Annotated in this window: 16 protein-coding genes and 1 pseudogene; 13 read left to right on the plus strand and 4 right to left on the minus strand. The window is 54.1% G+C overall.

What is annotated here, in order from left to right:
- Window positions 1-240: 240 nt before the first annotated feature.
- The 8 genes and pseudogenes from KTH_RS14285 (at window position 241) to KTH_RS14320 (ending at window position 5614) form a co-directional block, all read left to right on the plus strand.
- Entirely contained in the window at window positions 241-600 is a 360-nt protein-coding gene (locus KTH_RS14285) for a helix-turn-helix domain-containing protein (protein ID WP_497618928.1), read from the plus strand.
- Window positions 597-989 (plus strand): IS1 family transposase, encoded by a 393-nt coding sequence (locus KTH_RS14290; protein WP_497618926.1) that lies wholly within the window; start codon window positions 597-599, stop codon window positions 987-989. Before KTH_RS14285 ends, KTH_RS14290 begins: the two co-directional genes overlap by 4 nt.
- 46 nt (window positions 990-1035) lie before the next feature.
- Window positions 1036-1787, plus strand: a pseudogene (locus KTH_RS14295) (condensation domain-containing protein).
- Window positions 1774-2031 carry a condensation domain-containing protein gene (locus tag KTH_RS14300; protein WP_497619594.1) on the plus strand — a complete coding sequence of 86 codons (258 nt, stop codon included), beginning with the start codon at window positions 1774-1776 and terminating at the stop codon, window positions 2029-2031. The pseudogene KTH_RS14295 and the gene KTH_RS14300 overlap by 14 nt, the downstream one beginning before the upstream one ends.
- Before the next feature lie 387 nt (window positions 2032-2418).
- A complete protein-coding gene (locus tag KTH_RS14305; RefSeq protein WP_497623241.1) occupies window positions 2419-3303 on the plus strand; it encodes an AMP-binding protein in 885 nt (294 codons plus the stop codon).
- Window positions 3304-3616: 313 nt separating this feature from the next.
- Window positions 3617-4075: a MarR family winged helix-turn-helix transcriptional regulator gene (locus KTH_RS14310; RefSeq protein ID WP_497619596.1), complete on the plus strand. Its 459-nt coding sequence runs from the start codon at window positions 3617-3619 to the stop codon at window positions 4073-4075.
- Window positions 4076-4270: 195 nt separating this feature from the next.
- On the plus strand, window positions 4271-4786 hold the full coding sequence (locus KTH_RS14315) for an MFS transporter (RefSeq protein WP_497619597.1): 516 nt from the start codon (window positions 4271-4273) through the stop codon (window positions 4784-4786).
- A gap of 42 nt (window positions 4787-4828) precedes the next feature.
- Window positions 4829-5614 carry an MFS transporter gene (locus tag KTH_RS14320; protein WP_497619598.1) on the plus strand — a complete coding sequence of 262 codons (786 nt, stop codon included), beginning with the start codon at window positions 4829-4831 and terminating at the stop codon, window positions 5612-5614.
- 265 nt (window positions 5615-5879) lie between these two features.
- Here KTH_RS14320 and KTH_RS14325 read toward each other — a convergent pair whose 3' ends face one another.
- Window positions 5880-6233, minus strand: a complete 354-nt coding sequence (locus tag KTH_RS14325) for a hypothetical protein (protein WP_497618334.1) — start codon at window positions 6231-6233, stop codon at window positions 5880-5882.
- Between the two features lie 65 nt (window positions 6234-6298).
- A complete protein-coding gene (locus KTH_RS14330) occupies window positions 6299-6580 on the minus strand; it encodes a hypothetical protein (RefSeq protein ID WP_497618333.1) in 282 nt (93 codons plus the stop codon).
- 294 nt (window positions 6581-6874) lie between these two features.
- Here KTH_RS14330 and KTH_RS14335 point away from each other — a divergent pair, with 294 nt between their 5' ends.
- The 4 genes from KTH_RS14335 to KTH_RS14350 all read left to right on the plus strand — a co-directional run bounded on the left by KTH_RS14335 (window position 6875) and on the right by KTH_RS14350 (window position 8201).
- On the plus strand, window positions 6875-7228 hold the full coding sequence (locus KTH_RS14335; RefSeq protein WP_137686068.1) for a hypothetical protein: 354 nt from the start codon (window positions 6875-6877) through the stop codon (window positions 7226-7228).
- Window positions 7229-7522: 294 nt separating this feature from the next.
- Entirely contained in the window at window positions 7523-7825 is a 303-nt protein-coding gene (locus KTH_RS14340; protein WP_111326964.1) for a hypothetical protein, read from the plus strand.
- 12 nt (window positions 7826-7837) lie between these two features.
- Complete coding sequence (locus tag KTH_RS14345; protein WP_497618324.1) at window positions 7838-7981, plus strand: hypothetical protein; 144 nt, start codon at window positions 7838-7840, stop codon at window positions 7979-7981.
- Between the two features lie 88 nt (window positions 7982-8069).
- Window positions 8070-8201, plus strand: coding sequence for a hypothetical protein (locus KTH_RS14350; protein WP_497618326.1), 132 nt, complete (start codon window positions 8070-8072; stop codon window positions 8199-8201).
- Between the two features lie 171 nt (window positions 8202-8372).
- Here the strand turns inward: KTH_RS14350 and KTH_RS14355 are convergent, their stop codons facing one another.
- Window positions 8373-8744, minus strand: coding sequence for a hypothetical protein (locus KTH_RS14355; RefSeq protein WP_137686066.1), 372 nt, complete (start codon window positions 8742-8744; stop codon window positions 8373-8375).
- A 1621-nt stretch (window positions 8745-10365) separates the two neighbouring features.
- On the minus strand, window positions 10366-11292 hold the full coding sequence (locus tag KTH_RS14360) for an SDR family oxidoreductase (protein WP_497618329.1): 927 nt from the start codon (window positions 11290-11292) through the stop codon (window positions 10366-10368).
- A 316-nt stretch (window positions 11293-11608) separates the two neighbouring features.
- Here KTH_RS14360 and KTH_RS14365 point away from each other — a divergent pair, with 316 nt between their 5' ends.
- Window positions 11609-12451: a helix-turn-helix transcriptional regulator gene (locus tag KTH_RS14365; protein WP_497618330.1), complete on the plus strand. Its 843-nt coding sequence runs from the start codon at window positions 11609-11611 to the stop codon at window positions 12449-12451.
- The last annotated feature ends 40 nt before the right edge of the window (window positions 12452-12491 follow it).

A 12491-nucleotide genomic window follows, 5' to 3' on the forward strand; every position in this document is an offset into this window, starting at 1 on the left:
CACTACTACACTATGACGGAGCGTCGGAGCAAGCATATGGTTCCACCAACAAATAAAAGGAGGGTATAGAGATGGATGATTGCCATATAAAAGAGATCTCAGCAGCGAAGCGTGCGCTTTTGCAAGAATTGCTTGTCAGACAAGGGAAACAATCTTGCAGCCCCCACCAGATTGTACGTCGTCAACAAGGCGGCACACTGAGGAGTGGCGAAGCTAAGAGAGATATGATACAATGGCAACATGAAGAATCCCCCCTGTCCTTCTTGTCAGCAGGAACAGTATGTCATCAAGAGTGGCCTCAATCACACCCGGTCACAACGCTATCGCTGTCAGCATTGCCAGCACTATTTCACGCTGGATCGTAAGCCTCATGGCTATGGCGATTCTCTGCGCAAACAGGCTCTCCAACTGTATCTGGAAGGCACCAGTTTTCGTGCCATTGGCCGCCTTTTGGGGATTCATCATCAAACCGTGAGCAACTGGATCAGCCAAGCTGCTCAGGCTCTCCCTCGCGCAGACGCTCCTGCTGGCCCCATCGAGACGCTCGAACTCGATGAACTGTATACCTATCTTCAGCAGAAAAAAAAGATGTCTACGTGATCTTGGCGGTCGAGCGTGGCAGTGGCTTGATTGTAGGCCACCTGGTCAGCCAGACTCGCAGTCTCGCCTGTTTGCAAAGCTTCATCGATTCGCTCCCTCCTGCTCACCGCTACGCCAGTGATGGACACGCCGCCTATCAAGAAGCGATTTGGCCTGAAGGCGGCCAACACGTCCTTTCGGTAGGGAAGGAAGAGACGTTCACCGTCGAAAGCGTGAATGCGAACCTGCGTACCTATCTGAAGCGACTTGCCCGCCGCAGTCGGTGTTTTAGCCGCTCGCTGCGCGCCTTACGTGAGGCCGTGCGGCTCTTTGTCTATTACTATAACCACCGGCAACACATCTATCTCACCCATCCTTCCTATCGGGGACGTTTACCTCTCCTGAATTAGCCACTCCCGCACACTGCCACTCTCGTTCGCCCAAGAACGTCTTTGGCTGCTCGATCAACTTGTCCCGGAGCGCCCGCTCAATAATGTGGCCCTCCTTCTTTGCCTCAGCGGCCCTCTAGAGGTAGCTGTACTTCACAGGAGCTTTCGTGAGACAATCAACCGTCACGAGATATTGCGAACGAAGTTTGCTCTCGTGGAGGGGAACCCTGTTCAAGTGATCACACCCCCTGCGGATCTTTCCTTATCTTCTATTGATCTTGGTGTATATGATCCAGAACTGAGGTCATCGTTGCCTTTCAGCAGGCAAAACAGATTGCACAACAGCCATTTCAACTTCAGGGAGAGCCATTGCTGCGCCTATATCTGTTTAAAATTGAACCAGAATATCATTTGTTGTTTGTCACCGTGCATCACTGTATTTTTGACGGCTGGTCAACAGCAATCTTCCTACGCGAACTCACGACGTACTACAAGGCCTACCGTACTGGACAGCCTGTATGGCTGCCTGAGCTGCCTGTTCAGTACGCCGATTTTGCTCTTTGGCAGCGTGAACGTTTGCAAGGAGAAACCTTCGCGAATCTGCTAACATACTGGCGTGAGCAGTTGGCTGGTATGCCTGCGGTCTTGGAGCTTCCCACTGATTTCCCTCGTCCATCTATCCCGAACTTTCAAGGTGCTCACTGCTTGTTTGAATTGGCACTGAGGCTCGTTGCGCGCCTGAAGGCGTTGAGTGAGCAAGAGAAGGTAACACTCTTTATGACCTTTTTGCTAACCTCTGTGCCTTATGCATCACTATAGCGCTCAGGAGGATATTGTGATAGGCCTGCCAGTCTCAAAGCGTCCACGAGCAGAGATGGAGGATCTCATTGGTTTCTTTATAAATACACTCGTTTTACGTGTCAATATCTCTGGTGACCCTGGTTTTCGGAATTTGCTGACACATGTACGTGCTATGGTGCTCAATGCTCAACAGCATCAAGATTTGTCCTTTGAACAACTAGTGAAAGAAGTACATCCTGGGCGGGACCTAATATATATATAGATCACTTATTCAAGCGCTATTCGTCTCGCAGCATGCTTCGCAGGAAGAGGTTCAAGCTGCTGATCTAAGCATACGCCCGCTAGAACTTGATTTGCCCATAGCCAGGTTTGACCTAACATTTTCGCTAATAGAGACCGAGCAGGGTATACGAGGTGGAGTACAGTAGCGAAATTTTCATGAAAGCTACGATTGGTCAACTGATTACACACTGGCAAACGTTGCTGGAAAGCCTTGTCATCCACCCTGATCGCCCTGTTACGAAGCGGCGCTGTTGACACACCCAGAGCAGATGCATCTGCTCTTCTACTGTAATGCAACGAAACGGAGTATCCCGCACACGTCTTTTATTGAACTTTTCACTAACAGGTACCTTGCGCACCTGATGCGATAGCGGTTATTACCGAGCAAGAGCAACTGTCTTACCATGAGGTAACCAGGCAAGCTAATCAACTGGCTCAAGCCTTGCAAGCCTATGGGGTTGTTCCTGAGGTGCGTGTTGCACTATGTGTGGAGCGCTCGATAGAGGCGCTCATAGGGTTACTAGGCATTTTCAAAGCGGGAGGGGTATATGTTCCGCTTGATCCTGCATACCCTCCGGAGCGTTTACGTTTCCTTCTGGAAGATACTCAGGCGAGTGTGCTCATTACCCAGCTCCACTTGCTGGATCGCATCCCACAAACCGATCTTGTCGTCCTTTCTCTTGATCGTAATCAGCCTCACTTGGTAGATAAGCAGGAGAGTGAGCCGGCCGCTCAGTTCGAGCCTGCTCATCTGGCCTATATCATTTACACCTCTGGTTCAACTGGGTATCCTAAAGGCGTGATGGTTCAGCAAGAGGCATTTGTCAATCATATTATTGCCTTTGCAGAACAATGTGGGCTAACGTCCCAAGATCGAATATTATGTTTTCATTCACTCAGCTTTGATGCCTCCCTGGAAGAAATATGTGCGGCTTTCGCCTGTAGCGCAGCCGTTGCGATTCATCCCCTGCCGTTGCACCTCTCGCCTGAACACTTACTCTCTTTGGGCGAACGACTAGGAGTGACAGTGTTGATGACGTCGCCTGCCTACTGGAAGCAGGTAATGAACGTGTTCTACATCTCACGTTGGCTAGTTCCTTCTACCATTCGGCTTGGTGTTACTGGAGGAGAGCACTTGGCGGTAAAAACGCTTCAGTACTGGATGCAACTAACAGGGCAACAAGTTAGCTTTATCAATCTTGGAGGTGCCCACAGGTTGTGCAACGAGATAGCAAGAGGCAAGAGAGCGTAATAGGCCGAGAAAGAATGATGCCAACAATCCCCGGTAACATACCTCTTTGCTCCTTCTTCTTTCGTCCCTCTCCAGAAATATGAGCTTTTCGTCTTTCGGACGATTTTCATTCTCCCTTTCTTTTCATCGTAAACGCCGACAGAGGCGAATGATTGCTGTACTTTTGCCTGTATGCACTCGGCCCACATTGCTTTTCCATGCCATCATCACGTGCGTTCTGGCAGGTTTGGTTATTTACATTGACATTGCCAATATTATTGGCATATGTAAAATTATTATTTATGCGCATATTATTGAGAAAGGAGAAACATCCATGACTCATGATGAACACGTCGACCAGGCCCACGTGCTTTTCCAAAGCCTGGTTCAGGCCGTGCTGGCACGCCTGACACAGGACTGGGCTGACCTGGGGCTCAGTTTGCCCCAGATTCGTTTACTCTTCGTCCTGTTTCATCTTGCGCCCGCGACCATCGGCCAGGTTGCCGACCGTTTGCATATTGGTCAATCGGCTGCCAGTTTGCAGGTCGCTAAGCTTGTTCAGGCCAATCTCGTCGAACGAAGCGACGATCCGAATGATCGTCGTCGGGCCATCGTGCGTCTGACCGAAGCTGGCGAAGCCTTGTTGGGATGCCAACGAGCGGGACAGCAGCGTTTACACGCCATCCTCAATGATCTGGATGATGCTCAACTGAGTGTCGTTATCAACACACTCACCACCATCCTTGCTCTCGCAGAGAGCGAGGGTCTCTTTGAGGAGGGTTTCCATGACTGATCGTCTCCCTGACCTCATGGCACATGAAGCCGCTGAAATGTGTCATCCGCGGGGTTGGCCCTGTGTCTCTTTGTGAGAGGCTCTTGCTCACGCTCGCCCTCTCTACTTGGATGCGACGATTGTTAGCACCGCGTTGCCCACCATTGCCGGGCCTTGCATGGCTTTGATCAGTATTCCTGGGTGATGACAGCATATTTGCTCACATCTACCACTGTCGTTCCTCTTGTGGGCAAGCTCTCCGATCAGTTTGGCCGGAAAGGCTTCGTCCTGACAGGTATTGGTCTCTTCTTGCTCGGATCGGCACTGGCTGGGATTGCTCAGACCATGATCCAACTGCTTCTCTTTCGTGGGCTGCAAGGGCTGGGAGCGGGTTTCATGCAGACATTGGCCTTTACGCTCGTCGCTGATCTGTTTCCACCTGCGGAGCGCGGACGTTGGCAAGGTCTCTTTGCCAGCGTCCTCTCACTGGTACTGATTGTCGCTCCTGCTCTTGGTGGCTGGCTGACGGACCATGCAAGCTGGCGCTGGGTCTTCTACATGAATATGCCGGTAGGCGGCCTCGCCTTGGTGCTCCTCGCTGTGTGGCTTCCCTCCAGGCTCTCGGCGCCTCGTAGAGCGTATCGTGGGTGGGAGGCCTGGCTCCGCATTGATTTCGTAGGTGCGATCACGGCGGCAGCCGCGACCATTTGTCTCTTACTGGCTTTGACCTAGGGCGGTTCGACCTCTCCCTGGAGTTCGCCGCTGGTCATTGGCGTGCTGGCTGTGGCTGCTCTTCTGTTTCTGGTGTTCTTTGTTCTCGAACGCCGAGCGAAAGAGCCACTGTTGCCTCCTGACCTCTTGCGCAATCACGTATTCGTGGCCAGTTTTCTGCTTGCGTTGACGCTTGGCATGATCATCTACGCCATGATTTTCTACCTGCCGTTGTTTATGCAGGGCGTACTCGGTCAGACGGCCACAAATTCCGGCATGACGCTTGCCCCCATGTTTCTCCCCTTAGCTGTTAGTGCAATGATTGGCGGCCAGATGATTGCCAGGATAGGACGCTATCACATCCTGGCAATCATCGGCGCGCTGATTTTGTTGGTTGGGCTCTTCTTGCTTACACGCATGGACATCACAACGAGCGTTTTGTCAGCTACAGCAAATATGATCGTTGTTGGTCTGGGCATTGGTATCCTCCAGCCGATTTACACGATAGCAGGACAGAATGCCATTCCTGTAGAGCGCCTGGGAACCGGGACGGGGACAATCAACTGTGCCATGGGGTTGTTACTTGGCACCGCGGTGCTGGGCGCGCTTGTGGCCCGTTCGGCCCAAACTTCTCACGTATCTCCGGCGGCAAGGCAGAGACTCGTGGTGAGTCTCGGTCACATTTTTCTGATCACGTTGGGGGTAGGGGTTGCGGTTCTCATCATCACGATTTTTCTCAAAGATGTGCGGTTGCGCAAACGTGGAGAAGGAATACCTATGAGGAACACGAAAATAGAAGACCTGACAACTCCGGTGAATGATGAGATGGGGAGAAGAAGACAGAGATGAGTCAAGTGCTGCACGTTTGACACCTATCTCTTCGTTCTCTGTCCTCACTGTTCTTAAGGATCAGGATTATCTGGCCCCGGGAACCAAAGGACATGCTTTCATCACGTCCTCTTCCCGATGCCAGGCGTATTGCCTCCGATGAGGAGAGACCAGCATCCTTGCGTATCGATCTGCACGTCCTCCAACGGCGTGTGGTGGGGCCTGGGCAGCCTCAGAGGCTGCTCAGGTGCGATGAACACCCCCTCTTCGCGCAAGATGCGAGAGATCAATGTGGCTGGAACAAGGACCGGCCCGCCCGCCAGTTCAGGGTCACGGTGCTTCGCGCGAAGAGCAAGGTATGGGGGCCAGGTACCCGTTGCAAGCCGCCTGGTGGTTGTTCACGCAGTTGCAGGAGCCGACGGCGCCCCCGCTGAGAGCAGCGTAAGCGACGAGGTTGCCGGGGGGGAGTGAGGACGCGAGCAGCGCCCCGAAAGGACATCGGGGGGAGGGTGAGCGAAGCGATTGCGCCACGTTGAGACCATGCTGGGGAAGCAGCCGACCGCAGCAGCGACCAGTTGGGATGCAGGCGGAGCAGATGGCGCGTTGCTGAAGCCAGCGAGCTTTCGTCGTATACCGCCATGCAGATTCAGACACGAGGACACCATTGTTTCTTCTCGTCTGAAAGTGTTGAATACAAGCTATTCCTCATATTGGCATGAGTATAAGCATGTTATGCAAGTGTACCAGTTTCTGCGTTGTGTTGAAGGTGGGAACCCGGACCGTGATGGGTGGGAGCAGGCCCTGCACTGAGGAGCGCAGGCGAATGATCTTGTCATTGGTGGTACGGGTATCGGTGGGAGCGGAAGCAGCAAGCGTCATTGAGCCGGGGAGCGTGGCGAATGTGTTGATGGCAAGGGCGACAGCAGCAGGTGGAAGCAGCAAGCGTTTCAGCAGCAGCTTCGTGTGAGGGGTGTTGGGAGGTGCCATGTCTATTTGGGAGCGGGAACATCGAGGGGGATGGGACGGGAACGGGAAAGAGGGATGAGTGCTTGCCTTCTTAAGGGACCTTTTCCGGGAGAGAGAAATGAGCGTTAGCCGACAGTAATAGGAGGTGTAGATCTGCTCCTCCAGTTGCCTGACCGAGCGTATGTCGTTGAGTCCTATCACGGCCCGCTTGCCATGGCTCCACCTGGGTGCAATGGGATTGAGGCAGGGACTTTGGATGGGCAGAAACAACGGCAGAATGCGCACAGGAGTGCCTGAGGGTTTGACCTGCCGGTTGTGTTGGCGAATCCAGGTGCGCACGAGCTTACTGGAATCTCAGGAGCACTCTCCCAGATCAGCGGCCAGGCGCGTTGGCCCGGGGAGGATGGCAAGGATGAGGGCACAAAGTGGAAGCAGTGGACGTTTCTTCAGCAGCAGTATGTGTGGGGCGTCTTGAGAGGAGGCAGAGGGAGCGGGAAGATCATCGAGGGGGGGAAGGGGAACGGGAAAGAGGAGGGAGGGTTGCGGTTTCACAAAAGCGGGAAGTGGGAGGGATGGCAGGAGACAAGAGAGGGAAAGCGGGAAAAGGGAGGGAACGAGCCGGGAAAGAGGGGGGAGGGTTGCGGTTTCGCAAAAGCGGAACGTGGGTGAGATTGTTGGTGCAGTAAAAGCAGAGAAGGAAAAGGCGGGAGCGAGCCAGCAGAGGGAGGAGAGAGGGAGTGACCCAAGCAGGCACGCCGTCGCGGTTGTGTCTGGGAGGTGGAGCCGGTGGAGGATGAGGGGTGTGGTGGTTTGGAGCGTGTCCCCCACCACTCGTCTTTGCGGCGTCGTTGAGTTCGCGAGCGCATTGGTGTTGTGGTGCTGGGCTCCATGCTCAGACACGGCTTCCCTCCCGCAGGTTCCTCCGAAGCGGAAAGCGGGGTCCGTCTGCCCGGCCTGTTGAGGATGCCAAAAATCGGAACAAAGCCGGAGCAGGTACCTGTCCCGGGAATGGAGCAGCAGGTCCGGGTTTGGTGGAAAGAGGGGGGGGTGTTGCATCTTGTGGGGGAGCGTGCGATAGGGCATATGTTTCCGTTGCGAGAGAGGGATCAGGATGCTGTGGAAGCATATCTTTCATCCTCTGGGGAGCAGGTTGGTGCCAACGCAGATGACGAGGAGGAGACGTCATCGCAGGTTGCGGTCGTGCGTGACGGGGGGCTCTCTTCATCCGCTTGCGCGGAAAGTTTGCTTCCGCGTGGCATGAGATGAGAGGGTGCTGGCATGCGCTTTCAAGAGGAGGTGATGGACAAAAAGCGCTTTCAGAAGCTGGTGGCTGGAAGCGGGATCATCGGAGGAGGGTGGGACGGAACCGGGAGAGAGGGGGGAGGGTTGCGGTTTCGCAAAAGCGGAACGTGGGTGAGATAGTTGGTGCAGTAAAAGCAGAGGAGGAAAAGGCGGGAGCGAGCCAGCAGAGGGAGGAGAGAGGGAGTGACCCAAGCAGGGACACATAGGAGTGGAACAGCTTTTTGTGCTGATTGCTGAAGTGTTGAAGAAGGGATTGGTGAAGCTTGTTGGACGAGCGTCCTTGCAGAGTAAGAAGAGAAGCAGTGTGCATCGCGAATCGGGTAGAGGCAGCCTCTGGTAATGTGCAGAGAGCTGCTCGTTTTATTACCAGGCAGGAATGGGTGTCTCTTTGAGAAGAGACGCGAAGAGTCTGCTGGATCGGAGAAGTGGAATGGAAAGAAAGGCTTGTGGGATGATGTTGCCTCTTTAGCGCCGCTGGTTGGAGCTAAAGAGGAGCAACATGGTTTAACCTCTATGGCCAAGGCCAAATTTTTCTGGTGTGGCGGCGACTCTTTCTCCTTCGAACAGAGAAGTAATAGCCGAAGACGCTACCAAGAATGATGCTAGAGATCGTTGTTGACTGGAGGAGAATCGGTTCACGCGTGAGCATAAAGACAGAGAGAAGCAAGATGGCGATGGCAAGAGCCCCCCCTCCTAAAAGGCAGCGCATAAACGCTTCGCTGTTAAAATTCTTTTTAGGTGTTGGGGGTACTTTTTTCGGTTTGCGCGAAGACGCGGATTTCCTCTGTTTTTTTTGAGGAGAAAGGGAACTGTTTCTCCTATCTGTAGAAGAAGAGGTATCAAACTGGTATAGAATGTCGTTATACATGTGGTGGTCATCCATATGCCACCTCCTTTGTACTAAACGAGGGGAGCAGCACTTCTAACGCAAGCTCCCCGGACAACGGGACGCTACAGATGCGGCAACATCTGTAGCTTCTTTTTTCCTCAAAGACGATTTTTCCTGTATTCGAAGAAGAGCTGAACCCTCACGGAGGTAAAAAAATTGGGCTTGCTTGCCAGGAAGTTGAGAAGAGTAAAAAAAAAGACTGGGGAGAGTTTTCCCCGCTACCTCTCCGATCAGTAACAACATGTGACGCTTGTGAAATAATAACGTATAGGAATAGCTGTGAAAATAGGATAAGTACTTTCGTAATGATTATGTACTTACTTATCTTTGAATGAGATAGTAATGCTACAGAGTTTTATTAGAAAAAGGTGCTTGCTAAGCTGACATATCCCATTATGTACTATCTCATTGCTTTCACAGTACTTCCTCCCTCAACAATACTGCCTAAAACGGAAGAAGGAAGAGATATTCAAAGCCTTTCTCCAAAAAGTCCTCTGCTTGACGTCAAGCAGAGGGGCATGAAACCTGTTTGCTATCGCAGTGTATACGCGAGATTGCAGAATAAGAGTACAGAGGTTATAACCGATAATCCTGAAGGAGTCTCTCCTTGAGATGAGGGAGAGCAGAATCTGGAAGAGAAAGGAGGTCTGGCAGAAAGAAGTTAGCGAGGCGAGACTCCTCAGACCAGTGGCCCTAGAGTCTCTTTGGGCCGCTGCACTCTTCACAGAAGAGCGGATCTAGCTTTGCGGGCTCTGTGTGAGGGTGTGGTGCATCTTCAGGCGAGCCAGGGCCGGCCAGGTCGAGCAGGATGAGCTGCGTTGTCTGTGCGTGGTCCTCAGACCGGAGAGGTGCTCAGAGGGATGCCGGGGAGGGAAAGAAAGTGCTTGGTGTACTTGTCCGATTACGTGTCTCCCTCCTGTTTCCCTTGCGTGCGGGATGCTCCTTGAGCAGGCATCGTTGTTGCAAACGGATGCCTGCTTTTGCGCGAATCGACTGCGCTGAGCATGGAAGCACGAGGTTCGCGCAGAAAAGCGCAACAGGGGGAAGGGGCTTCATCAGCCGGGAGAAAGGATCTGCTGTGTCAGGTTCGTGTGGAAAAAGAGGGGAGGCTCAGGGGAGGTTCGCGCAGAGGGGATTTGGCAGTGGCGTGCCAGGCGCTCTCAGCAGAACCAGGGTTGCAAGGGCTCAGTGAAGACGTTGAGGATTGAAACATGTCGAGATGTGCGCGGCCGCGCTGCCTCTGCCACGTGGCAAGGGCTCAGTGAGGTTGTTGAGGATTGAAACGTTTTGGGATAGGGCCATCCTTCTACGACCAATTCTGTTGCGACGGCAGGGGGTATTGAGGGTGATCGCTGTTGTGAAACGCGGCTCGAAGCGCACGAGCGTATTCGCTTCCTTGCGTCTGACCCCTCGCATCTCTGCTTTGACCTGGGTTTGGAGGGGGAGGACCCCGACCGATATGCAGGATGACCCATATGGAAAGGATCCATTGCGAGAAAAAAGTGACTGGAGAAGAGGGGGAGGAGGGAAGAGGGAGCCGGGGTTTTCCGTGGCCCGGCAGCACGGACATGGAAAAGAACAAAGAGTTTCTTGAGCAATTCCGTGTGTGAAACGGTCAACGCGATGTTGAGCATGGCTCGTTCGTGAAGTAGTAATCGCCGTCGAGATCCGCCAGGAGAGCAGGTTGTACAGGATGCCACCCCACCCATTGTTGGGTCAGTGTGCTCGAGGCTGGGTTGTCTTGTGAAAAGAAGTGCCCGAGGAAGCCGAAGTGTGCGCTGGCCTCCTCGAGAGGCAGGGAGACGACCGGAACATTGAGGCGGCGACCAATGACGCTGGCAATGGCGCGTACTGGTATCCCTTCGTCGGCAACTGCGTGCAGCACTGATCCCGCTGGGGCCTTCTCTAGCGCTAATCGGAACAGATGTGCGGCATCAAGCCGGTGCACAGCGGGCCAACGATTCGAGCCGTCGCCTGGGTACGCCGATATGCCTTTGGTACGAGCAAGGCTGATGAGGGTCGGGACAAACCCGTGGTCGCCCTCGCCATGGACCGTCGGTGCAAGTCGCACGATTGACGTGCGCACGCCGCGCTTGGCCAACGCGATTGCCGCGTTCTCCGATGCGATACGGGGTGCGGTTGACCCGGCGTCGGCCACGTCCTTCTCCGTCCCGAGCTGCCCCTGCGGGAGAAAGAAGGTGAGCATCAATGTTCCCGAGGTGATCACGAACGGCTTGTCGGAGCCCTGCAGTGCAGCTCCGATGGTCTCGACTGCCCGCAGATCTATTTGCCCGGCAGCCACGTAGTCGGAGAAGTCGTGCATATATGCGAGGTGGATGACGCCGTCGGATGCCGCGGCTCCGCTTCGTAGACTGTCCAGATCATCAAGCGCCCCTCGGTGCACATCTGCACCGATAGCGGCAAGCGACGCAGCACTTGCGTCTGAGCGAGCGAGACCGAGGACCTGGTGCCCGGCAGCTAAAAGCTCACGGACGACGGCCGAGCCGATATAACCAGTGGCGCCAGTAACGAAAACTCTCATAGGAAAATCCTCCATCAAGAAACGTAGGGGTACGGCTTGGGTTGTGTGGCCACACGCATCACGTCAAGCGATACCCTATGACTGGTCGTGTGTTCAAACGGCGCATGCGCCGGGACGAGCAGCAATGAAGCCAGGACCTATCCCGACGACACGCGTTCCTTGCGCCAATACGCCTCGATACAACATCCTTGCAGGAAACGTTGTTTTCACCATATCGGAAGTGTATACGACGAGTGATCCCAGAACAAGATGAGTGTTGATCCTAGGAGTGAGACTCCTATGGTTCCGCAAGAAGGCGGATACAAGAGAGAGAGGAATGATGGGACGAGAACAAGAGACCCAGCGCTTGCAAGAACTGGGAGATTTTCTGCGCACCAGGAGGGCTTGGTTGGCTCCCGAAGACGTGGGCATGCCGAGAGGAAGCAGACGGCGAGCCCCAGGACTCAGACGCGCAGAAGTCGCCCAATTGGCAGGCGTCAGCGTGGACTGGTATACCTGGTTGGAGCAGGGACGCCCAATGAACGTTTCGACGCAGGTCTTAGAAAGTCTCGTGCAGGCCTTACGCTTGAATGCCGATGAGCGAGCGCCCCTCTTCTTCTTAGCGCGCCAACAACCTCCTCCAGCGAGGGCCATGGAGCCTGAAACCGTGAGTCCGGCGTTACAGCTCTTCCTCGATCATCAAGGTCTCAGTCCAGCCTTTGTGACAGGACGACGATGGGATGTGGTGGCCTGGAACGAAGCTGCCCGCGTCGTCTTTGGCGATTATGAGCAGATGAGCGCCCACGAACGCACCTCTATCTGGCGAATGTTCACCTCACCAATGTATCGGCAACTGCTTGTCGATTGGGAAGGGCATGCGCGACGGCTCTTCGCCCAATGGCGTGCCACGTGTGGTCGCTATCCTGGTGATCCCTGGTTGACAGAGTTGATCCAAGATCTGATGATTGCCAGCCCTGAATTTCGGGCCTGGTGGCCCGATCATGAGGTGCTCAGTGCGTCAGAAGATCACAAAATATTCAAGCATCCACAAGGAGGCTCTCTCGTGTTTGAGCTTGTCACGTTTCAGGTGTTTGACGCCCCAGATCTCACAGTGACTGTATACATCCCGTTGGACGAAGCAGATACACCAGCCAAGATCTCCCAACTGCTCTCTTCGTGATCAAGCGTCTCAAGTGGGTTCTGAGCAACCTTCCACGGTC

The sequence above is a fragment of the Thermosporothrix sp. COM3 genome (assembly GCF_059696735.1).